Source organism: Pseudomonas sp. GW821-FHT01A09 (assembly GCF_058986725.1).
In genome coordinates, this window is sequence record NZ_JBYSWB010000005.1 from 211,694 (window position 1) to 233,896 (window position 22,203).

A 22,203-nucleotide genomic window follows, 5' to 3' on the forward strand; every position below is an offset into this window, starting at 1 on the left:
ACGAGAAGGCGCATCCTCGGATGCGCCTTTCTTCTATCCGGATTCTACCCACGCTCCGCGGTTGGTTATAGTGCACGACCGTTTCTGGGGGACGCATGCTGCAAAACATCAGGGACAATTCACAAGGCTGGATTGCCAAAACTATCATCGGTGTCATCGTTTGCCTCATGGCATTGACGGGCTTCGATGCCATCTTCCGCGCCACTAGTCATAGTGAAGATGCGGCCAAGGTCAATGGCGACGCGATCACCACCGCAGACCTCAACCAGGCCGTAGAGATGCAACGGCGCCAGCTGCTGCAACAGCTCGGCAAGGATTTCGACCCAGCGATGCTGGACGAAAAAATGCTTCGCGAATCGGCCCTCAAAGGCCTGATCGACCGCAAGCTGTTGCTGCAAGGTGCCGCTGATTCCAAGTTCGCCTTCTCTGAGGCGGCGATTGACCAGGTCATGCTGCAGACACCGGAATTTCAGGTGGATGGGAAATTCAGCGCTGATCGCTTCGATCAGGTGATTCGTCAGATGGGCTTCGGCCGTCTGCAATTCCGCCAGATGCTGGCCGACGAGATGCTGATTGGTCAGGTGCGCGCCGGTCTGGCGGGCAGCAGCTTCGTCACCGATGATCAGGTACTGGCGTTCGCCCGTCTGGAGAAACAGACCCGCGATTTCGCTTCCCTGACCTTCAAGGCAGACCCGGCGACCGCCAAGGTCACCGATGATGAAATCAAGGCGCAGTACGATCAGCACACCAAGCAGTTCATGAGCCCCGATCAAGTGGTTCTGGACTACGTGGAGCTGAAGAAGTCGGCGTTCTTCGATCAGGTCAAGGTCGACGACAGTGCGTTGCAGGCCCAGTACCAGAAAGAAACCGCCAATCTGGCCGAACAGCGCCGCGCCGCGCACATCCTGATCGAAGTCAACAGCAAGACGACTGATGCTCAGGCCAAGGCCAAGATCGAAGATATCCAGGCGCGCCTGGCCAAGGGTGAAGATTTCGCCGCACTGGCCAAGGAGTTCTCGCAGGACCCAGGTTCGGCGAAAAACGGTGGCGATCTGGGCTTTGCTGGTGAGGGTGTCTACGATCCAGCGTTCGAGCAGTCGTTGTATTCGCTCAAGCAGGGTGAGGTCTCGGCACCGGTCAAGACTCAGTTCGGCTGGCACTTGATCAAGTTGCTGGGCGTGCAGGCGCCGGATGTTCCGACGTTCGCCAGCCTCAAGGACAAGCTCACCAACGAACTGAAATCCCAGCAGGTCGAGCAGCTGTACGTCGATGCCAGCAAGAAGTTGCAGGACTCGACCTATGAAGCCTCCGATCTGGCGCAGCCTGCGTCGGACCTCGGTCTGAAGGTACAGACGTCGCAACCGGTAGGGCGTGAAGGTGGCAGTGAAGGTGTGACTGCCAGCCGTCAGGTGATGCAGGCCGCGTTCAGCCAGGAAGTCCTGGACGAAGGCGCCAACAGCAGCGCGATCGAACTTGATCCGGAAACCACCGTGGTGGTCCGCGTCAAGGAGCACCACAAGCCTGAGCAACTGCCGCTGAGCGCAGTGGCCGCTGGCATTCGTGCCGAGCTGGCCAAGCAGCAGGCCACCGAGGCACTGAAAGCCAAGAGCGACGCGCTGATTGCCGGTCTGCGTGACGGCAAGATCGCTGCCAACGCTGCCCAGGATGGTCAATCCTGGAGGGTCGTCGAGGCGGCGAGCCGCAGCCAAGACGGTGTCGATCCGGTCGAGTTGCAGGCGGTGTTCCGCATGGTCAAGCCCAAGGACAAGGACAAGCCTGTGTACAGCAGCGTGACTCTGTCAGACGGCAGCGTCGTGGTCTTGCGCCTCAGCGGCGTCAACCAGGGTGCAGCACCGTCGGATGAAGAGAAAGCCTCGTATCGTCGCTTCCTCGCCTCCCGTGCCGGTCAGGAAGACTTCGCTGCCTACCGCAAGTTGCTGGAAAGCAAGGCTGACGTGAAGCGCTACTAAGCGCGGTCAGCTGCGCACGAAAAAACCGCCGGGTGTAAGCCTGGCGGTTTTTTTTCGTCCCTCTGGCGAGGGGCTTGCCTGCGAAAGGTCTCCTACCCCTCTGTTGCGCACGCTTCATTGCAATTCGGCGCCAAGCCATCTCGCTACAGCGTGGTGTGGCCGCACAAAAACGCGGCTTCCAGCAACTGCTGGGTATAGGCGTGTTGCGGGTTGCTGAACACCGCCTCGGCATCCCCTTGCTCCACCACCTTGCCATGCTTGACCACCATCAATTGGTGGCTCAACGCCTTGACCACCGCCAGGTCATGGCTGATGAACAGGTAGGTGAGGTTGTGCCGCTGCTGTAGGCTGCGCAGCAACTCCACCACCTGGCGTTGCACGGTACGATCGAGGGCCGAGGTCGGTTCATCCAGCAAGATCAATTCCGGCTTGAGCACCAGTGCTCGAGCGATGGCAATCCGTTGGCGCTGGCCTCCGGAAAACTCATGGGGATAGCGATGCCGGGTCTCAGGGTCGAGCCCCACCTCGCGCAGCACGTCGATAATGGCCTTCTGCTGCTCCTCGGGGGTTCCCACGCCATGGATGCGCAATCCCTCACCGACGATCTGCCCCACGCTCATACGCGGGCTCAGGCTGCCGTACGGGTCTTGGAAGACCACCTGAATCTGCCGGCGCAGTGGCCGTACCTGCGCCCGGTCAAAGCCGTCGATCGCCTCGCCCTTGAAGCGAATGCTGCCCTGGCTGGCGATCAGCCGCAGGATCGCCAGGCCCAAAGTCGATTTGCCCGAGCCGCTTTCGCCGACGATACCCAGTGTCTGGCCTTGCTTAAGGGTGAAATCGATACCGTCCACGGCCTTGAGATGCTCGGTAGTGCGACCGAAAAAGCCTTTCTTGACCGGGAACCACACCCGCAGATCCCGCACCTGCAACAGCGGCGCGCCGACCGGATTGTGTGCCGGCTCGCCCCGCGGTTCGGCGCCCAGCAGCTCGCAGGTGTAAGGATGCTGCGGGGTGCGGAACAGCGTTTCGCACTCCGCCTGTTCGACGATGTGCCCGCGCTGCATCACGCACACCCGCTGGGCCACGCGCCGAACCAGATTGAGGTCATGGCTGATCAACAGCAGGGCCATGCCCAGCCGCGCCTGCAAGGACTTGAGCAGTTCGAGAATCTTCAGCTGCACGGTGACATCCAGCGCCGTGGTCGGCTCGTCGGCGATCAGCAGTTCCGGTTCGTTGGCCAGCGCCATGGCGATCATCACCCGCTGCCGCTGACCACCGGACAGCTGGTGGGGCAGGGCCTTGAGGCGTGTATGCGGTTCGGCGATGCCCACCAGTTCCAGCAGCTCCAGGGTGCGTGGCAGGGCTGCCTTGCCAACGATGCCCTTGTGCAAGGCCAGCACTTCGCCAATCTGCTTTTCGATCGTGTGCAGTGGGTTGAGCGAGGTCATCGGCTCCTGAAAGATCATGGCGATGCGGTTGCCGCGGATGTGCTGCAGCTTCTTTTCATCCAGCGTCAGCAGGTCCTGGCCCGCGTAACGAATGCTGCCCGTGGGGTGACGGGCCTGGGGATAGGGCAGCAGGCGCAGGATCGAGTGTGCGGTCACGGACTTGCCCGAGCCGCTTTCGCCTACCAGTGCCAGGGTTTCGCCGCGACGGATATCGAAACTGATGCCCTCGACGGCTCGATGGCAGTCGTCGCCGTTGACGAACTCTACCGCCAGGTCGCGTATTTCCAGCAGATTGTCCTGGCTCATGTCATTTCCTCGGGTCGAAGGCGTCACGGGCAGCCTCGCCGATGAATACCAGCAGGCTCAGCATCACGGCCAGCACGGTAAAGGCACTGATGCCCAGCCAAGGGGCTTGCAGGTTGTCTTTGGCCTGGGCCACCAGCTCGCCCAGGGAGGGTGCTCCGGCCGGCAAGCCGAAGCCTAGAAAGTCCAGCGCCGTGAGGGTGCCGATGGCGCCAGTGAGGATGAATGGCATGAACGTCATGGTCGACACCATGGCGTTGGGCAGAATGTGCCTGAACATGATGCCGCCGTCCTGCATGCCCAGCGCGCGAGCGGCCCGCACGTATTCCAGGTTGCGCCCGCGCAGGAACTCGGCGCGTACGACATCCACCAGGCTCATCCAGGAAAACAACAGCATGATGCCCAGCAGCCACCAGAAGTTGGGCTGCACGAAACTGCCGAGGATGATCAGCAGATAAAGCACCGGCAGGCCTGACCAGATCTCCAGAAATCGCTGCCCGGCCAGGTCCACCCAGCCGCCATAGAAGCCCTGCAAGGCGCCCGCGATGACACCGATGATCGAACTCGCCACCGTCAACGTCAGTGCGAACAGCACCGAAATCCGGAAGCCATAGATCACCCGCGCGAGCACATCGCGGCCCTGGTCGTCAGTGCCCAGCCAGTTGTCCGCTGAAGGGGGCGCCGGCGCCGGTACGCGCAGGTCGTAGTTGATGCTCTGGTAACTGAACGGCACCGGTGCCCACAACTGCCAGCTGTTTTTCGCCTTGAGCAACGACTGGATGTACGGGCTCTTGTAGTTGGGCTCCAGCGGGAATTCGCCACCGAAGGCGGTCTCCGGATAGCGCTTGAGGGCCGGGAAGTACCATTGGCCGTCGTAGTGCACGGCCAGCGGCTTGTCGTTGGCGATGAGTTCGGCGCCCATGCTGAGCGCGAACAGCACCAGGAAGATCCACAGCGACCACCAGCCGCGCTTGTGCGCCTTGAAGCGATCGAAGCGGCGGCGATTAAGAGGGGAGAGCGTCATCTCAATGCTTCCTGCTGTCGAAGTCGATGCGGGGGTCGACCAGCGAGTAGGTGAGGTCGCCAATCAGCTTCACCAGCAGGCCGATCAGGGTAAAGATGAACAGGCTGCCGAACACCACGGGATAATCGCGGTTCATCGCCGATTCGAAGCTCATCAGGCCCAGGCCATCGAGCGAGAAGATCACCTCCACCAGCAAGGAGCCGGTGAAGAAGATGCTGATGAACGCCGAAGGAAAACCGGCGATCACCAGCAACATGGCATTGCGAAATACATGGCCGTAGAGCACCCGACGGTTGCTCAGGCCCTTGGCCTTGGCAGTGATCACATATTGCTTGCCGATCTCGTCGAGGAAGCTGTTCTTGGTCAGCAGCGTCATGGTCGCGAAGTTGCCGATCACCAACGCCGTGATCGGCAACGCCAGGTGCCAGAAGTAATCGCCGACCTTGCCGGCCCAGCTCAGCTGCGCGAAGTTGTCGGAGGTCAGGCCGCGCAGCGGGAACCAGTCCCAGTAACTACCGCCGGCGAACACCACGATCAGCAGGATGGCGAACAGGAAGGCCGGAATGGCGTAGCCGACGATGATCGCCGAACTGGTCCACACGTCGAACGCGCTGCCGTGGCGTGTGGCCTTGGCGATGCCCAGCGGGATCGACACCAGGTACATGATCAAGGTGCTCCACAGCCCCAGCGAGATCGACACCGGCAGCTTTTCGGCGATCAGGTCGATGACCTTGGCGTCACGGAAGAAGCTGTTGCCGAAATCCAGGTGCGCGTAGTTCTTGATCATGATCCACAAGCGTTCCGGCGCCGATTTGTCGAAGCCGTACATGTGCTCGATTTCCTTCACCAGTTCCGGGTCCAGGCCCTGTGCGCCGCGGTAGCTCGAGGCGCTGCCGCTGGCCGCCTCACTGGCACCGCCGCCGATACGGCTGGTGGCGCCCTTGAAGCCTTCGATCCTGGCGATGGCTTGTTCCACCGGTCCGCCGGGCGCGGCCTGGATGATCACGAAATTGATGATGATGATGCCAAGCAGCGTGGGAATGATCAGCAGCAAGCGCCGCAGGATATAAGCCGCCATCGGTCAATGCTCCGTCTTGTCGACTGGAAGGGGCGCGGCGACCGGCTCGGCGACGGCGTCAGGCTTGACCCACCAGGTGTAGAGGCCGGGGTCGTATTTAGGCGGTACCGCCGGGTGGCCGAGGCGCGAGGAATAGGCGGTGCGCCAGGTCGCGATGTACCAGTTGGGGATGACGATGAAATTCCACAGCAATACCCGATCCAGCGCCTGGGCATGATTGATCAGACTCTGGCGCGAATCGGCGCCGATAAGGCCATCGACTAGTGTATCCACGGCCGGGTCCTTGAGGCCCATGTAGTTGAAGCTGCCTGGGTTGTCCGCCGCGGCGCTGGTCCAGTAACCGCGCTGCTCGTTGCCCGGCGAGGAGGACTGCGACAGCGTGGCGATGATCATGTCGAAGTCCCGCGAACGCCTGCGGTTGACGTACTGCGAGGTGTCGACCCGGCGCAGTACCAGTTCGATGCCGAGATCGGCGAGGTTGCGCTTGAATGGCAAGAGGATGCGTTCGAACTCCGGCTGCGCCACCAGAAACTCGATGGACACCGGTTTGCCGTTGGCGTCGACCATGCGGTCATCGACCACCTTCCAGCCGGCCTGCAGGAACAGCTTGTAGGCCTGGCGCTGTTGCTCGCGGATGATGCCGCTGCCGTCGGTCTTCGGGTTCTTGAATTCGCTGGTGAACACTCGATCGGGAATCTTGCCGCGCAGGGGTTCGAGAATCTTCAGCTCGTCTGCGCTGGGCAGGCCGTGGGCCGCCATGTCGGAGTTCTCGAAAAAGCTGCCGACCCGCGAATAGGCGCTGTTGAACAGCTGCTTGTTGGTCCACTCGAAGTCGAACAGCAGGCTCAGGCCCTCACGCACCCGCACGTCCTGGAACAGCGGACGGCGCTCGTTGAAGACGAAACCCTGCATGCCGGTGGGGTTGCCGTTGGGGATTTCTTCGCGGATCAGGCGCCCGTCCTTCACCGCGGCGACGTTGTAGGCGGTGGCCCAGTTTTTCGCGCTGGTCTCGAGCCAGTAGTCGAACTGCCCGGCCTTGAGCGCCTCGAGGGCGACACCGTTGTCCCGGTAGGAGTCACTGGTGATGGCGTCGAAGTTGTAGAAGCCCCGATTGACCGGCAGGTCCTTGGCCCAGTAATCCTTGACCCGCTCCATGCGGATGGAGCGCCCGGCCTGCACCGAGGCGACCTTGTACGGCCCGCTGCCCAGCGGGATTTCCAGATTGCCCTTGGTGAAGTCGCGGGTTGCCCACCAGTGCTTGGGCAGGACCGGCAACTGGCCAAGAATCAGCGGCAGCTCGCGGTTGCCGCCGCTCTTGAAGGTGAAGAGCACGTGCAACGGGTCTTCGGCCACGACCTTGTCGACGTCGGCGTAGTAGCTGCGAAAGAACGGCGAGCCGTCCTTGATCAGGGTCTGGAAGGTGAACACCACGTCTTCGGCGCGCAACGGATGGCCATCGTTGAAACGTGCCTCGGGGCGCAGGGTGAAGCGCACCCAGGTGTTGTCCGGCGCGCGCTCGATGCCGCTGGCCACCAGGCCGTACTCGGTCATCGGCTCGTCAAGGCTCTGGGTCAACAGCGTGTCGTAGACCAGGCTGACCTGGCCGGCGGGCACCCCCTTGCTGATGAACGGGTTGAGGCTGTCGAAGCCGCCCGCGTCGGACAGACGCAAGGTGCCGCCCTTGGGGGCCTCGGGATTGACGTAGTCGAAGGACTGGAAGCTGGCGGGATACTTGGGCGGCTCGCCATACAAAGTAATAGCGTGTTGCGGTGTTGCGTTGGCAAGGCAGGCAAACCCTGCCAACAACAGGCCGCTGGTCTGCGTGAGCAGGGCGCGCAGAGGGATCATGAAGCGGTCTCCGAAAACTGCGTGGCCTCGGCGTACACGGCTTGCTGGCCGCGTGGCGCGGTGGCCCGGACGAATTCAACGCGTGCCGGGAGATTGCCGCCGACATGCCCGGCAAAACCGATTGCACAGATGGCACATCTAGACAGAAATTCGATCCCGGCGGCATGGAAATTACTGCCGTAACAGTAACAGCTTGTATCCGCAGGAAAAAGGGCCAGCGCGGCGGGGGAAAATCGGCTTTGGCGGCAGGCGGGAAGGGGCTGCATGCGATAACGCATCTGCCCGTTCCCCCACAGGATCAACGATCGCGATAGACGATCAGCGTCTGACCGGGCTTGAGTGCCTTGCCGGTGCGCGGATTCCAGCTCTTGAGATGTTGCATCTCGACATTGAAGCGCTTGGCAACGATGTACAGCGAGTCACCCTTTTGCACCTTGTAACGCGTGGTGCGTGCGTCGTTCTTGGCTACGGTCACGGTGCCGCGTTTTTCGTTTCTGGCCGCAGCCACGGAAGCGCGCCTGGTGTCCTGCATCACCAGCGTCTGGCCGACCTTCAAACGTTGTCCGGAGAGCTTGTTCCAGAGCTGCAGGTCGCGGGTGCTGACCCGGTTGGCCTTGGCGATCATCGCCAGGTTGTCGCCTTTGCGCACGCGATAGGACTTGCGCTGGCTCGGCGTGACGTCTGCTACGGCCTGCTCGGTAACGGCGCGGGTGGGGCGCAGGCTGAGCAGTTCTTCAGGCTTCATGCTGGACAGGCTGGCGGTCAGCAGTTGCGCCTTGGCCGTCGGGACCAGCAAACGCTGAGGGCCATCGACGGTAGTGACGCGCTGCTTGAATGCCGGGTTGAGCTGGTACATCTCGTCTTCGTCGATATTGGCCAGCGCCGCGACGCGGGACAGGTCCACACGCTGGTTGACTTCGACGACTTGAAAGTAAGGTTTGTTCTCGATGGGCGTCAGGTTGACGCCGTACGCCTCGGGTGATGCCACGACTTCGGACAACGCCAGCAACTTGGGCACGTAGTCGCGTGTCTCTTGCGGCAAGGACAGGTTCCAGTAGTCGGTCGGCAGCCCCAGCCGCACGTTGCGTTCGATGGCCCGGGTGACTGTGCCCTCGCCAGCATTGTAGGCTGCCAGCGCCAGCAGCCAGTCGCCGTTGAACATGTCGTGCAGGCGACTCAGGTAATCCAGCGCTGCGGTGGTCGAGGCAGTGACGTCGCGGCGGCCATCGTAGAGGTTGGTCTGGCGCAGATTGAAGTAGCGCCCCGTGGACGGAATGAACTGCCACAATCCGGTAGCGTTGGCCCGGGAGTAGGCCATCGGGTTGTAGGCGCTCTCGATGACCGGCAGCAGGGCCAGTTCCAGCGGCATGTCGCGCTCTTCGAGACGCTCGACGATGTAATGCATGTACAGGCTACCGCGGTCGGCGGCGGTTTCAAGGAATGCGGGGTTGCTGACGAACCACAGGCGTTGTTGCTCGACGCGGGGATTGACGTCGATGCCGTCCTGCATCTGGAACCCTTCGCGCATGCGCTCCCACACATCCTGCGGTGCCTGGTGACGTTGGCTGGCGCTGAGGAAGATCGGCTTCTGTTTGATACGCGCGGTAAGGTTGTGTGGTTGCGCCTGGGTATTGGTGTCCGGGAGCTGCCCAGACGTCTGGCAACCGGCAAGCGTGGCTGATACGGCAATCGCGATTGCCTGCGCCAATCGCGTCAATGCGTCGCAATTTACGGTTCTGTTTATAGATGACGACATTGGCTGGAGGTGAGTTCCGCACGAAAATGTCGGGCGATTCTAAAAACTGACCGGTGGCGGGTCAACCTTTCAGAATTTTTCGACACAACCAGCCGCTGTTTAGAACTTATCTTTCCAAGCCCGCAGGGCAGCGAACACGCCCACTGGAGAGGCGCTGGCACCTAGATCCCGTTCGTCCGCTTTTTGTTTAACGGATGTTTCATCAACCCTTAAAAACGGGTTAGTACGCTTTTCCAGCGCGATGGTAGAGGGCACAGTGGGGATATTTTGCGCGCGCAGCTCTTGGGCATCCGCCATTCGTTGGGCAATATCCTGGTTATCGGGCTCCACTGCCAGGGCGAAACGCAGATTGCCGAGGGTGTATTCATGTGCACAGTAGACCAGCGTCGCATCGGGCAGCGCGACGAAGCGCGATAGCGAATAATGCATCTGTGCGGGCGTGCCCTCGAACAGGCGACCGCAACCAGCGGCGAACAGGGTGTCGCCGCAGAAGAGCAGTCCTAGCGATTCCTGATAATAAGCAATGTGCCCGAGCGTGTGGCCGGGTACCGTCAATACGGCCAGCTCAAGGCCTAGCACTTCAATGCTGGCGTTGTCGCCCAAGGCGATATCGCGCGCGGGAATGTTTTCCGTTGCCGGCCCGTAGACCTTCGCACCGGTGGCCTGCTTCAGTTCGGCGACACCGCCGACATGGTCATTGTGGTGGTGGGTGACCAGAATGTCGGTCAATTGCCAGCCGGGATTGGCCGCCAGCCAGGCCAGCACTGGCGCGGCATCCCCCGGATCGACCACGGCGCAGCGGTGGTTTGCAGTGTCTTGTAACAACCAGAGGTAGTTATCGGTGAACGCGGGCAGGGCATCGATCTGTATCATGGTCGGATTCGCTAAACTTGTAGTCGATGACCGCATCTTACATGTCTGAGTGAAGAGGTGCGTCGCCGGTACATCACCGGTCCATTGGCCAACCTTACTGCAGGAGAGCGCAATGATCGAAAAAGTCGTGGCCCAGGCCGATCCGCAATGGCTGGAGCTGATCGATCAGGCCCGAGACTGGTTCAGTGGCCCGTTGGGGCAACTGTTGCTGCGGGAAGAGCAGCACTTGCTCGAGGAAGAGCTCGGACGCTTCTTCGGCGGTTATCTGGTTCACTACGGACCAGGCGCCGACGCTCCGCCCGTCGCCGCTCAGGTGCAGCGCAATGTGCGTCTGGGGGCGCCGCTGCCGGGCGTCGAGATCATCTGCGAAGAGCAGGCGTGGCCGTTGAGCGAGCACGCCGCGGACGTCGTGGTGCTGCAGCACGGGCTGGATTTCAGCCTGTCGCCCCATGGCCTGTTGCGGGAGGCGGCGCGCAGCGTACGGCCGGGCGGTCACTTGCTGGTGGTCGGCATCAACCCGTGGAGCTTGTGGGGGCTGCGCCATGCATTCACCAAGGATGCCCTGAACAAGGCGCGCTGCATTTCGGCCTCGCGAGTCGGTGACTGGCTCAACCTGCTGGGCTTCGCGCTGGAGAAACGCCGATACGGGTGCTATTGTCCGCCGCTTCAAGCGCCTGCCTGGCAGGCGCGTATGGCGGGGTGGGAGCGGCTGGCCGGTGCCAGGCAGTTGATCGGCGGTGGCGTCTATGTGTTGGTGGCGCGCAAGATGGTGGTCGGTCTGCGGCCGTTGCGCGAGGCGCGACGCGAGCCTATGGGCAAGTTGCTGCCGTTGCCGCTGGCCAAGGTCAATCGGCGCAACAGCCAGGATTAGCCTCCCGCCTCTGGCCGGGCACTTTGACGGAAAACCGATATGAGCGATGAAAGCGTCGAGATCTTCACCGATGGCGCCTGCAAGGGCAATCCGGGCCCGGGGGGCTGGGGTGCCTTGCTGGTGTGCAAGGGCGTTGAAAAGGAATTGTGGGGCGGCGAAACGGCTACCACCAACAATCGCATGGAGCTGACCGCAGCCATCCGCGGCCTGCAGGAGCTCAAGCGGTCATGCAACGTGTTGCTGGTCACCGACTCTGAATATGTCATGAAGGGCATCCAGGAATGGATGGTCAACTGGAAGAAACGCGGTTGGAAAACCGCCGCCAAGCAACCAGTCAAGAACGCCGATCTGTGGCAGCAGCTCGACGAGCAGGTCAACCGCCATCAGGTCAAATGGGAATGGGTTCGTGGCCACAATGGTCACGCCGGCAACGAACGCGCCGATGACCTGGCCAACCGCGGTGTCGACGAAGTCCGTGCGCTCAAGCGCGGCTGATCGGTTACAGAACACAGACATAGCCCGACAGGCTTCCCTAGAGGGGCTGTGTTAGGCTGCGACAATCAACACGACAGTCGGAAATTTACGAAGCATGGTTCAACGGTACGTCGTCCTCGACACTGAAACCACCGGTATGCCCGTCACCGATGGCCACCGCGTCATCGAGATCGGTTGCGTCGAGGTACTCGGTCGGCGCCTGACCGGGCGCAATTTTCACGTTTATCTGCAGCCCGACCGCGAAAGCGACGAGGGTGCCATCGGCGTTCACGGTATCACCACCGAGTTCCTGATCGACAAGCCGCGGTTCGCCGAGGTGGCGGATGAGTTCTACGAATTCATCCAGGGCGCCGAGCTGATCATCCACAACGCCGCGTTCGACGTGGGCTTCCTCAACAACGAGTTCGCTCTGATCGGTCAGCCCGAGCGTGCCGACCTTAGCCAGTACTGCACGATCCTCGACTCGCTGGCGATGGCGCGTGCCCGTCACCCGGGCCAGCGCAATAGCCTCGACGCGTTGTGCAAACGCTATGGTATCGACCTCAGCGGCCGTGACCTGCACGGCGCCTTGCTCGACTCCGAGTTGCTGGCAGACGTCTATCTGGCGATGACCGGTGGCCAGACCAGCCTCTCACTGGCCGGCAACGCCAGCGATGGTGAAAGCTCAGGTGGTGATCAAGGCAGCGAGATCCGCCGCCTGCCGCAGACGCGCGAGCGCAGTCGGGTCATTCTCGCCAGCGATGATGAACTGGCGGCCCACGCCGCGCGCCTGGAAATCATCGGCAAGTCAGCCGGTGCCCCGGCGCTGTGGACGCAGCTGCTCGACAGCGCTGCGGCCAGCTAAGCGCATTTTGTCCAGCGCAGCAGCGGTGGGCGCGCTCTGCATTCGCGTGGCGGATGAAGCGTTCGCTGCGTACGTGGCAGCTGGCGATTTCGGCTTTATCGTCAGTGCCTACGCCGATCCGCAGTTCGGCGTCAGCGTCGAGCACTGGCCGCGGCGCCCCGTCGAACCCTATCGCAAATGCTATGGCATCGACCCGGACGAGTTCAGTGGTTTGCGCGAAGACCCAGCCCGAGGCGCGATCTTCGTGGCTTGGCAGGGCGAGCAGGCGGTTGGTCACGTGGTGGTCAACATCAAGTGGAATGGGTTCGGCCATATCGAGGAGCTGGTAGTGGATGCCAGCGCCCGCCGTCGCGGTGTGGCACGGCAGTTGATCGATGTCGCCGGATTCTGGGCTCGCAAGCACAACCTGCCGGGCATCATGCTCGAAACCCAAAGCAACAACCTTGCAGCCTGCCGGTTATACGAGCGATACGGCTTCGTGATGGGCGGGGTCGATCACTGGCGTTACCGGGCCATCGACCCGCAGACCCAGGAAGCGGCGATCTTCTGGTACCTGCTGTTTTCCTGAGCGCTACAGCGCGAGCATCGCTTCGGCCTTTTCCTGGAGAATTTCCAGAAATGTCTTCTGCGCCGCCGAGGGCTTGTGGTCATTGAGCGTGAGGCAATAGAGCGTCACGGCAATGGCAGGGGAGACCGGGCAGCGATCGATGCCACTGGCTTGGGAGCCCGCCGCGGTAAAGGGATCGACCAGCGCCAGGCCTTCGCCCGCTTCGACCATGCTGCGCATCATCTGATAGGTTTGCACGCGCGTTTGAATGCGCGGGCTTGGCCGCACACCCTGTAGGCGATTTTCCAGATTCTGGCTGAGGGGATCCTGCCGTTCGAGGCCGATCATGCTTTGCCCGGCCGTCTCTTGCAGGGCGATGTACTTCTGCCGGGGCGCGAGCCAGCCGTGCGGCGCAAGCAACTGCACTTTGCCTTCGAGCAGGGACGTGCAGGTGATCTGCGGGTGATCCGGGTTGTGCAGGCTGAGGCCCAGGTCGCTTTCATGCAGCAACAGCCGTCGGACCATCTCATGGCTGGTGTGCGCGGCCAGACTGCAGGTGGTGTCCTGAAAGCGCCGGCGCAGAGCGGCGATTGCCTGGGGCACCAGCTGTTGTGCCAGTGGTGGCGTGCAATCGACACGCAGCGGCGGTTCCTGATGCAGGCGCATGCTGTGGGCCAAGCGGCGCAGGCGTTCGACACTGTCCTGCAGCGTGGCGAATTCGGGCTGTAGCGCGCGGGTTTCGCGCGTGGCCTGCAAGCGCCCGCGGACTTTGGCGAACAGCAGAAACCCCAGCTGTTGCTCGGCCTCTTGCAGGGTCGCGGCCACGGTCTCCAGCGGCAGGCGCAGCAATTCGGCAGCGGCGTTGAGGTTGCCGGTCTGCACGATCGCGTCGATCACTTCGATATGCCGTAGTCGCATAGGTGACGTCCATCTCCAGCAGGTGAGTGCCCGAGACGCATCCTAACGCAAACGCAGGCTCAAGTAGCAAGGTGCCAGCAGGCCGTGCGGTACAAGGGCGCGCCGCGCGAGGATGCCAGGAAATCGCTACGCAAAAGCTGCGCGAACGCAGCGAGATGATCAGACGACGGGAGGAACGTACTCGGGTTCGCGGGTGATCTTCACGCCGGTTTGCACCAGTTCGAATTCACCGCTTTCCAACTTCTTGACCCGGTCACCAATGGCCAGCTTGTAGGTGAACCGCGGTGACCCATCGCTGCTGTCGGTGGTATCCACTTCGGATTCCTGGAACTCATGCACCGAATAGATACGACCCTCCGCATCCCGTGCATGAAATTGTCCAACGAGCACTGCAGCCATTTGATTCACAACCTCTGTGTCTTGCGTGTATTGATCTGCACGATAGACCACTGTTTTATAGGGGAGTTTAGCGCGGTGAAAAAAATAATCCGGCGTCTGCCGCGTGTCAGCCTTCACTTATACCATGCACCAGTCCCTCGGACCCGGGAATGTCCTGCAAAGGCTGTAAAGAACCCGGGCTGGCGGGTAAACTCTCGCCAGGCGTCGATCGATACCGGTATCGGCGCATCGGAATCTAGAGAGTCAGCCATGGGCGCACAGTGGAAAGCAAAACATAGAGAAGCCGCAGCCAATGCCAAAGGGCGTATTTTCGGCAAGCTGGCCAAGGAAATTTCGATCGCGGCGCGTTCGGGTGCCGATCCGGACACCAACTCGCGCCTGCGCCTGGTGATCGAGCAAGCCAAAAAGGCCTCGATGACCAAAGAGACACTGGAACGCGCGATCAAGAAGGGTGCCGGTATCGGTGGCGATGCCGTGCAATACACCTTGGTCAAGTACGAAGGCTTCGCGCCGCACCAGGTACCGCTGATCGTCGAGTGCCTGACCGATAACGTCAAACGCACCGTTGCCGAGATTCGCGTGCTGTTCCGCAAGGGCCAGCTTGGCGCGGAAGGTTCGGTGTCGTGGGATTTCAACCATGTCGGCATGATCGAAGCGACGCCTGACTCCGCCGATGCGGACCCGGACGAGGCCGCCATCGAGGCGGGTGCCCAGGACGTCGAACCGGGCGAGGATGGCGCGACTCTGTTCCTGACCGAAACCACCGACGTCGATGCCGTGCAGAAGGCCTTGCCGGAGCAGGGCTTTACCGTGATCTCGGCGAAGATCGGTTATGTCGCCAAGAACCCGGTGACCCTGACCGACGAGACTCAGTTGGCCGAAGTCGAGGCGTTTCTGGACGCCATCGATGGTCACGATGACGTGCAGAACGTGTACGTCGGTTTGGCGGGATAAGGCGCAGTCGCTGTAGCGAGGTGGCTTGCCGCCGGGGGGCGAGTCAGCACTCGGCATGGTGCCGGTGCACCGAATCGGGGGCAAGCCCCCTCGCTACAGGGTCATCTCTACTATCTCGGCGAAGCTGGGGCGGGCGCTGACCTGGGGCTGGATGCATTGGCTCTGCAATGTCTGCAAACGCGCGTCGTCGGTGTCGCAATGCGCCAACCACTCTCCCAGCAGAATCCCGAAGGCTCGGACTTCGATGCGCTCCAGCGCATCAGACATGGGCTGCCCGTCACGCGGGTAAAAGGTCGCGGCGCCGAAATCCCCCAACAGGCAACGGCCGTCGGCTTGATACAGCAGGTTGTGGGCATACAGGTCACCGTGGGCGATACCCAACCCATGCAGATGCGCGCCGACCGAGGCGATCGCCGCCGTCATCCTGCGCACGGCCTCGATGCCGAGCGCGAAGCCGGCGGGATAGACGTCGCGACTGCACGAGGCCAGGCTAGGTGGGCCGGCCATGTTCAGGTAGGCACTGTCGATCAGCGTCATGACCAGCGCCTGAGTGCCTTGCGGGTGGTCATGCACGCGACCTTCAAGGGGGATGAGATTGGCGTGCAGGCCGGCATGCAGGCAGGCGCGCATTTCGTCCAGCGGGGAACCGTCGCTGGTCACCTCACCCTTGTAGAGCTTGACCGCCACCTCATGGCCGTCAGTGCGCCGCGCCTTATGGATGATGCCCGAGGCGCCCTGACCCAGCACCTCCAGCAGTTGCAGCTGAGCCCAACCGATGGCCTGGGTGGCGGGCTCTTCGCTGGGAGCGGCAAAGCCCGCAGGCAGAGGATTACCAGCGTAGGCCAACCAAGCCAGGCTCGGTAGCGTCATCAGCCAGTCAGGCAGCCGCGGCAACTGATTGGCTGAAATGCGTAGCAATTCCAGACGCTCGAGACGCGACAGGTCCGGCAGTGCGGTCAATCGGTTGCCGGCCAGCATGAGCTTTTGCATCTCGGTGCAATCGCCCAGTTCGTCAGGTAATTGCTCGATGCAGTTGTCGGTAAGGATCAGCCAACGCAGATGCGGCGGCAGTGCTTGCGCCGAAACGCTGGCGATGCGGTTGGCCTTGAAACCGACCATACGCAACGTGGTGCAGCGGCCGATGCAGGTGGGCAGTTCAGTGAACTGATTGTCGGAGCAGAACAGCACCTGCAGTTTGTGCAGACGATGCAGGTCTTCCGGCAGACTGCTCAGGGCGTTGCCACTGAGGTTGAGCACCTCCAGGCTATCGGCCAGATCGAAAATGGCCGGGGGGAATTCGCGCAGTCCGCAGGACAGGTCCAGTCGGGTCAGGCCGGTCAGCTGACCGGCTTCAAGGCGTGCAAGGGTGTCCGTCAACGGTAGGGTTCCTGGAGCAAGAAGTCAGGTCGGGGTGTCGACATCGCGCAACTGCCCGAGGCGGCTGCGCGTGCGCATCAGGTCGACGGCCTTGGCGTCCAGCGCCTGGTCCAGCGGCCACTGACTGATGAGCGTCAGGTGTTTGTCCTGATCGTAGAGCACGTCGACCAGATTGATGAAGCGTTGTTGTACCGCGATCGAGCAGTCATCGAGCAGGGGCAGGTTATCGATGGTCCACTGATCGAAGCGCCGACACAGTTCCAGATAGTCCATCACCGCCGTGGGCTGCTCGCACAGATCGCTGAAATCGAAGCCGATACTGCGCTCATGGCTCATTCGCGCGCGCAACTGCCGGGTGCCCACCGCCAGCGCAAACGGTGCGGGATTGGCCGGCAACTGCAGGGCTTGCCGTTGCTGCTGATCGCCGGGATGCACGTAGCGGCCTTGGACGAACCGCTGGTTGGCGCCGGATTCGGGCACGCTGCGGTAGTCCTGGTTGCCGCCGACTTCCAGCACCTCCATGCGCTCGTGAATCAGTTGGATAACCGGCAGAAAGCGCTCGTGATACAGCGGATTGGGCAATAGCCCTTCGGGTGCGTAGTTGGAGGTTACCAGCAGGCAGATTCCGCGCTCGAACAACGCCTTGAACAGGCGCGTGATGAGCATCGCATCGCCGATGTCATGCACATGGAATTCATCGAAACACAGCAGGCGGCAGTCGGCGAGCAGCTCATCCAGGGTGCTTTGCAAGGCGTCGGCGTTGCCGCGATGGGCGAACATGCCCTGATGCAGGCGGGCGAAAAAATCGTGAAAGTGCACGCGGCGTTTGTGGGCCAAGGGCACGCCCTGAAAAAAACCGTCGAGCAGCCAGCTTTTACCGCGCCCAACCGAGCCGTACAGATACAGCGAACGCGGCGCTCCAGCCTGGCCCAGCAGCGGCTCGACCCGTTCGGCCATGCTGGCGATGACCCGCTGCTGGCCCTGGCTGAGCGTATAACCCAGATCAAGGGCCTTGCCGTGAAAATGCTCGATCAATTGCTGGCCGGCGGCGGGCAGGGCCTGCGCTGCACCTGCAGTGGCCTGTCGGGACCATTTGAACCAGGGTTTCTTCGGGGGTGTCGCCGCCAAGGGAGCGTCCTCAGGAAATCGAACTGCGGCGATTATACGGAAAACCGCGGTTCGATTTGGGCGCCGTCGTGCAGTAGCTTGAATGATGGCCTAGATAGCGGCGCCTATGGCTTGACGCAACTGTGCGGTGGCCGGGTCGCCCACCGGGATCACCATGGCGTAGTTGTAACCGGGCTCGGACCAGTAATCGGCCTGCAGTTCGCCATCGCGCCGGGTGCCTCTAGGCAGTAGACCGTTGTTTACTCCCGGAGGGCGCACGTAGAAGCTCACGCGCCGGCCGCTGTTGTCCTGGTACAGCACCATGGCCGCCGGCCCTTGGTCAGTGCTGAGCAAGCGCGCGCTGACCGCCTTGAAACCCGCCGAGGCGAGGTCCGGCAAGCGCCGGGCATCGGTGAAATAACGATCGAGCCAGGCTTGCAGGTCGGCATTGCGCTCGACCTTGAAGTCGGCCGGCATGATGTCTTGCTGGGCGAACATGCGGTAGGCCTGCAAGGCATCGGTCATGGGCGCGACGCCAGGGCTGACGGCGATCATTCGATGGCCCTGCCAGCCGCCGACCGCGCCGGTGCCCAGTGCCAGCACCAACATGGCCGCGCGGGCCAGATGGCCGCCGGTGCGCTGACGCCGCAGGTGGCGAATCGACTCCAGGCTCAGCTGCGGATTGGCTGGTAGCTGCAAGTTGCCCGCCAGGGCCGTTCGCAAATTGTGCGCGTCGGCCTGCCAGCCCTCCACACGAGCCTTGATGTCGGCATGGCTGGCCAGGTAGCACTCGATCTGCCGGCGCTGGTCGGGCGTCAGGCGGTGGTCGACGTAAGCGTGGAGGTCGTCTTCGCTGGGGGGCAGGGTGATCATTTCAGAATCCGCAATGAAGGGGAGATGATGTCGCCTTCGCTGAGCTGGCGCAACGCCTGGCGGGCGCGGGACAGGCGCGACATCACGGTGCCGATGGGCACGTCGAGGATGAGTGCCACTTCCTTGTAGCTCAGGCCTTCCACCGAGACAGCAAGCAGCAGTGCACGCTGCTCGTCGGCCAGGCGCTGGAAGGCGTCGAGGGTCGATTCAGCGATGATGCCGCGTTCCAGCGTCGGCGCCGGGTCATCGTCGCCCCGGCCGGTGAAGAACTCGAGCATGCGCTGATAGCGCCGGGCGCTGCGCCGGCCATCGATGAACTGCCGGTACAGAATGGCGAACAGCCAGGCGCGCAGATCGCCGTCCGGTCGCTTGCTGCGCCAGCTGTTCAGCGCGCGCTCCAGGCACATCTGCACCAGGTCGTCGGCGCTGCTGGCCTCGCGGGTCAGCGACAGGGCAAAGCGGCGCAGGCGCGGCATCAGTTCACGGAGCTGATCATCCAGATCGGTCATGGTGCGTCCGTCGAGTGAGAAGTGTGAGCAAGACGTCCCTCAGCCTGCCGTTATTCCGTGGCCAGTGAAAATTATTTTCAGACTATTTCAGCGGCTGCAGGGAATAGACCGCGACGAGGGCCGTCTCATAGCACCTTCACCCTCTGGCTTGCGCCTCTGGAGTTGCACATGAGTGATCCCTTGCCTCCCTTGTCCCCCGGTAGCAAAGCCCTGCGATTCGGCGTCATTGCCGCCGTGGTGCTGGCTGCCGGGGGCGCTTTTGCCTACGTCAACGGTACCCTGGACCACGGCCGTATCACGCCCAAGGCGCTGGTCGACAATCTGGAGCGCGGCGGTGGCGTGCATCCGGGCTATCGGCGCAATCACGCCAAAGGCGTGTGCATCGTCGGTCACTTCGAAAGTAACGGCCAGGCCGGTGAGCTGTCCGTCGCCAGTCTGTTCGGCGACGAGAAGACCCCGGTGGTCGGGCGCCTGGCGCTGCCCAGCGTCAATCCCTACGCTCCAGACAGCAGTGTGCCGATCCGCAGCATGGCGCTGCGTTTCACCCTTGCCAATGGCCAGCAGTGGCGCACGGGGATGAACAGCATGCCGGTGTTCCCGATCGGCACCCCAGAGGCCTTCTATCAGCAGCAGATAGCCAGCGCGCCTGACCCCGCCACGGGCAAACCAGACCCTGCGAAGATGAAGGCGTTCTTCGGCGCCCATCCAGAAGCCGCGCCCTTTTTGGCCTGGGTCAAGACCGCCAAGCCGTCTGCCAGTTTCGCCACCGAAACCTACAACAGCATCAACGCTTTCTATCTGGTCAACGCCAAGGGTGAGCGTCAGGCCGTACGTTGGGCCATGGTGCCGGTGGCCAGCGACGATGCCGATGCAGTCGCTCCCGCTGCCGATGGGGGAGATTTCCTCCAGCAGGATCTGGCCCGGCGCCTGGTCCTCGGCCCATTGCGCTGGCAGTTGCGCTTGACCCTGGCCAACCCCGACGATCCGGTGGATGACGCCAGCAAAGCGTGGCCCGCCGACCGCCGTGTGGTGACTGCGGGCACCTTGGTGATCGACAAGCTCGAAGCGCAGAACGACGGCGAGTGCCGCGACATCAACTATGACCCCACGGTCTTGCCCAACGGTATCGAGGCGTCCAGCGATCCGCTGCTGGCAGCGCGCTCTGCGGCCTACGCAAGCTCCTATCTGCGCCGCACCGGTGAAGTGGATCAACTCAAGGAGGCAGGCAAATGAAGACGTCATCCAAGCTCGCTCATTTCGTGCCTCTGGCGCGCTGGTTGCACTGGTTGATGGCGCTCGGGCTGCTGGCGATGCTGTTTATCGGCGCTGGCATGGTAGCTTCGGTATCAGAGCGCCACGAGTGGCTGATTCACCTGCACAAGCCGCTGGGCATCGCCTTGCTGGTGCTGGTCATTCTGCGCATCGTGGTGCGCTTGAGCACCCCGCAGCCACCGCTGCCGGCGGATTTGCCAGCGGTGCAGTCACTGGCCGCGAAGGCGTCCCATCTGTTGCTGTACGCGCTGATGCTGGTGCTGCCATTGGTGGGCTGGGCCATGCTTTCGGCGGCGGGCGATCCGATCATGCTCACCGAAAGCCTGCGCCTGCCGGCTATCCTGGCGCCGCATGCCGAAACCTTCGCCTTCTTGCGCAAGGCTCACGGCTACCTGGCGTATCTGTTGTTCCTGACCATTCTCGTGCACGTCGCCGCTGCGTTGTACCACGGTCTGATCCGCCGCGACGGCGTGCTGCAAAGCATGGCCCGTAGCGGCGGCAAGGACTGATCCTCTGAGTGATCGAGAGCCTCAGCGCAATTGAGAGCTGCGGCGCAACTGATAGCCGCGGCGCAACTGAGAGCCTCAGCGTAACTGGGGCAGGATGCGGATACAGGTAGCCAGCACATCCTTGCCCAGCTGCGCCGAACGCGCGCCACTCCAGCCCGTACGCGGGTTGGGGGCGTCATCGTGATCCTTGAAGGGCATCTCCAGGGTGAACGACAGGCAATCGAATTTCTCCCCAACGCTGTTGCAAGCCAGTTGCAGATTGGCCTTGCCCGGCTGTGCGCGACCGTAACCGTGCACTTGCTGGAAGTCCACGGTCCGCTCGCACAGCCAGTCGCGAAACTGCTGTTCCAGCTGTGCGATACGGGGGGTATAGCCTGGGTTGCCCTCGCAGGCAGCGGTGAACACGTGGGGGATTTCCTCGTCGCCGTGCACATCGATGAACAGGTCGACGCCGTATTTTTCCATCTGTTGCATGATGAACAGGACTTCCGGCGCGGTTTCAGCGTCGGCGTCCTGCCAGGCACGGTTGAGGTCGCGCCCTGCAGCATTGGTGCGTAGATGACCATGGAAAGCGCCGTCGGGATTGACGTTGGGCACCAGGTAAAGATCGGCTTCGGCGAGCAGCGTCTGCAACTGCGGATCGGGGTGTTGCAAGCGTTCGACGATGCCCTCCATGAACCACTCGGCCATGTGTTCGCCGGGGTGCTGCTGGGCGATGAACCATAGTTTGCGCCGGCCCGGCTGGCCGTTACCGAGGCGCAGCAACGGAATATCGCGGCCCTCGAGGCTACGGCCGACGGCCAGCAGTTGCATCTCGGCCTTGTTCAGTGCGTCGCTGACCAGTTGCTCATGGCGAGCGCGGCTGTAGGGCTCAAAATAGGCGAACCAGGCTTCGGCCTTGGTTGGCAAGAGTTCGAAGTGCAACGCCTTGCCGTCGTAGTCCGACGGCACGCGAAACCATTCCTGCTGGTCATAGGAGGCTACAGCCTGGTACCCCTGCCAAGCGCGAGAGAAGGTCGACTCGCTGGCATTTTCAAGGACGAAGCGATGGGGGGTGCCGGGTACCAGGCCGCTGACTTTGAAATGGAACCACTGAAAATGCTGGCTTTTGCTATCAGGGCGAATGGCCAGGCGCACATGCTGGCGGTCGCTCGCGTCTATCACTTGAATATTGCCGCTGTCGAAATCGGCGCGGATATCGAGCGAAGGAAGGGCCAGGGTCATGGTG

22 protein-coding genes are annotated in these 22,203 nt (G+C 62.3%); 8 read left to right on the forward strand and 14 right to left on the reverse strand.

Annotation, left to right across the window (positions count from 1 at the left end; all coding sequences use genetic code 11):
• The first annotated feature begins 95 nt into the window (after window positions 1-95).
• On the forward strand, window positions 96-1,970 hold the full coding sequence (locus AC3WJP_RS08720; protein WP_493721073.1) for a SurA N-terminal domain-containing protein: 1,875 nt from the start codon (window positions 96-98) through the stop codon (window positions 1,968-1,970).
• A 143-nt stretch (window positions 1,971-2,113) separates the two neighbouring features.
• On the opposite strand, the gene AC3WJP_RS08725 is transcribed toward AC3WJP_RS08720, so the two are convergent.
• The 7 genes from AC3WJP_RS08725 to gloB all read right to left on the reverse strand — a co-directional run bounded on the left by AC3WJP_RS08725 (window position 2,114) and on the right by gloB (window position 10,300).
• Window positions 2,114-3,724, reverse strand: a complete 1,611-nt coding sequence (locus AC3WJP_RS08725; RefSeq protein ID WP_493721074.1) for an ABC transporter ATP-binding protein — start codon at window positions 3,722-3,724, stop codon at window positions 2,114-2,116.
• A 1-nt stretch (window position 3,725) separates the two neighbouring features.
• On the reverse strand, window positions 3,726-4,745 hold the full coding sequence (locus tag AC3WJP_RS08730; protein ID WP_493721075.1) for an ABC transporter permease: 1,020 nt from the start codon (window positions 4,743-4,745) through the stop codon (window positions 3,726-3,728).
• A gap of 1 nt (window position 4,746) precedes the next feature.
• Window positions 4,747-5,823 carry a microcin C ABC transporter permease YejB gene (locus AC3WJP_RS08735; protein WP_493721076.1) on the reverse strand — a complete coding sequence of 359 codons (1,077 nt, stop codon included), beginning with the start codon at window positions 5,821-5,823 and terminating at the stop codon, window positions 4,747-4,749.
• A 3-nt stretch (window positions 5,824-5,826) separates the two neighbouring features.
• A complete protein-coding gene (locus AC3WJP_RS08740; protein WP_493721077.1) occupies window positions 5,827-7,671 on the reverse strand; it encodes an extracellular solute-binding protein in 1,845 nt (614 codons plus the stop codon).
• On the reverse strand, window positions 7,668-7,949 hold the full coding sequence (locus AC3WJP_RS08745) for a hypothetical protein (protein ID WP_493721078.1): 282 nt from the start codon (window positions 7,947-7,949) through the stop codon (window positions 7,668-7,670). The genes AC3WJP_RS08740 and AC3WJP_RS08745 overlap by 4 nt, the downstream gene beginning before the upstream one ends.
• A 20-nt stretch (window positions 7,950-7,969) precedes the next feature.
• Entirely contained in the window at window positions 7,970-9,427 is a 1,458-nt protein-coding gene (locus tag AC3WJP_RS08750; RefSeq protein WP_493721079.1) for a lytic transglycosylase domain-containing protein, read from the reverse strand.
• Between the two features lie 99 nt (window positions 9,428-9,526).
• Complete coding sequence (gene gloB, locus AC3WJP_RS08755; RefSeq protein ID WP_493721080.1) at window positions 9,527-10,300, reverse strand: hydroxyacylglutathione hydrolase; 774 nt, start codon at window positions 10,298-10,300, stop codon at window positions 9,527-9,529.
• 112 nt (window positions 10,301-10,412) lie between these two features.
• On the opposite strand from gloB, the gene AC3WJP_RS08760 reads away from it, so the two are divergent.
• The 4 genes from AC3WJP_RS08760 (at window position 10,413) to AC3WJP_RS08775 (ending at window position 13,078) form a co-directional block, all read left to right on the forward strand.
• A complete protein-coding gene (locus AC3WJP_RS08760; RefSeq protein ID WP_493721081.1) occupies window positions 10,413-11,171 on the forward strand; it encodes a class I SAM-dependent methyltransferase in 759 nt (252 codons plus the stop codon).
• Window positions 11,172-11,210: 39 nt separating this feature from the next.
• Window positions 11,211-11,666, forward strand: coding sequence for a ribonuclease HI (rnhA, locus tag AC3WJP_RS08765; RefSeq protein WP_493721082.1), 456 nt, complete (start codon window positions 11,211-11,213; stop codon window positions 11,664-11,666).
• Window positions 11,667-11,760: 94 nt separating this feature from the next.
• Window positions 11,761-12,510, forward strand: a complete 750-nt coding sequence (gene dnaQ, locus AC3WJP_RS08770) for a DNA polymerase III subunit epsilon (protein ID WP_493721083.1) — start codon at window positions 11,761-11,763, stop codon at window positions 12,508-12,510.
• Window positions 12,511-12,517: 7 nt separating this feature from the next.
• Window positions 12,518-13,078 carry a GNAT family N-acetyltransferase gene (locus tag AC3WJP_RS08775; protein WP_493721084.1) on the forward strand — a complete coding sequence of 187 codons (561 nt, stop codon included), beginning with the start codon at window positions 12,518-12,520 and terminating at the stop codon, window positions 13,076-13,078.
• 3 nt (window positions 13,079-13,081) lie between these two features.
• Here the strand turns inward: AC3WJP_RS08775 and AC3WJP_RS08780 are convergent, their stop codons facing one another.
• Window positions 13,082-13,975, reverse strand: coding sequence for a LysR family transcriptional regulator (locus tag AC3WJP_RS08780; RefSeq protein WP_493721085.1), 894 nt, complete (start codon window positions 13,973-13,975; stop codon window positions 13,082-13,084).
• A 159-nt stretch (window positions 13,976-14,134) separates the two neighbouring features.
• Complete coding sequence (locus tag AC3WJP_RS08785; protein ID WP_493721175.1) at window positions 14,135-14,374, reverse strand: hypothetical protein; 240 nt, start codon at window positions 14,372-14,374, stop codon at window positions 14,135-14,137.
• Between the two features lie 249 nt (window positions 14,375-14,623).
• On the opposite strand from AC3WJP_RS08785, the gene AC3WJP_RS08790 reads away from it, so the two are divergent.
• On the forward strand, window positions 14,624-15,328 hold the full coding sequence (locus tag AC3WJP_RS08790; protein ID WP_493721086.1) for a YebC/PmpR family DNA-binding transcriptional regulator: 705 nt from the start codon (window positions 14,624-14,626) through the stop codon (window positions 15,326-15,328).
• Window positions 15,329-15,421: 93 nt separating this feature from the next.
• Here the strand turns inward: AC3WJP_RS08790 and AC3WJP_RS08795 are convergent, their stop codons facing one another.
• From AC3WJP_RS08795 to AC3WJP_RS08810, 4 genes are all read right to left on the reverse strand, one after another.
• Window positions 15,422-16,705, reverse strand: coding sequence for a leucine-rich repeat-containing protein kinase family protein (locus tag AC3WJP_RS08795; protein ID WP_493721087.1), 1,284 nt, complete (start codon window positions 16,703-16,705; stop codon window positions 15,422-15,424).
• Window positions 16,706-16,729: 24 nt separating this feature from the next.
• On the reverse strand, window positions 16,730-17,833 hold the full coding sequence (zapE, locus tag AC3WJP_RS08800) for a cell division protein ZapE (protein ID WP_493721088.1): 1,104 nt from the start codon (window positions 17,831-17,833) through the stop codon (window positions 16,730-16,732).
• Between the two features lie 90 nt (window positions 17,834-17,923).
• A complete protein-coding gene (locus AC3WJP_RS08805; protein ID WP_493721089.1) occupies window positions 17,924-18,685 on the reverse strand; it encodes an anti-sigma factor family protein in 762 nt (253 codons plus the stop codon).
• Entirely contained in the window at window positions 18,682-19,194 is a 513-nt protein-coding gene (locus AC3WJP_RS08810; protein WP_493721090.1) for a sigma-70 family RNA polymerase sigma factor, read from the reverse strand. Before AC3WJP_RS08810 ends, AC3WJP_RS08805 begins: the two co-directional genes overlap by 4 nt.
• A 168-nt stretch (window positions 19,195-19,362) precedes the next feature.
• Between AC3WJP_RS08810 and AC3WJP_RS08815 the strand changes: the two genes are divergently transcribed.
• Window positions 19,363-20,427 (forward strand): catalase family peroxidase, encoded by a 1,065-nt coding sequence (locus tag AC3WJP_RS08815; protein WP_493721091.1) that lies wholly within the window; start codon window positions 19,363-19,365, stop codon window positions 20,425-20,427.
• On the forward strand, window positions 20,424-20,975 hold the full coding sequence (locus AC3WJP_RS08820) for a cytochrome b (protein ID WP_493721092.1): 552 nt from the start codon (window positions 20,424-20,426) through the stop codon (window positions 20,973-20,975). The genes AC3WJP_RS08815 and AC3WJP_RS08820 overlap by 4 nt, the downstream gene beginning before the upstream one ends.
• Before the next feature lie 75 nt (window positions 20,976-21,050).
• Here the strand turns inward: AC3WJP_RS08820 and AC3WJP_RS08825 are convergent, their stop codons facing one another.
• Window positions 21,051-22,199, reverse strand: coding sequence for a M14 family metallopeptidase (locus AC3WJP_RS08825; protein WP_493721093.1), 1,149 nt, complete (start codon window positions 22,197-22,199; stop codon window positions 21,051-21,053).
• Window positions 22,200-22,203: the final 4 nt, after the last annotated feature.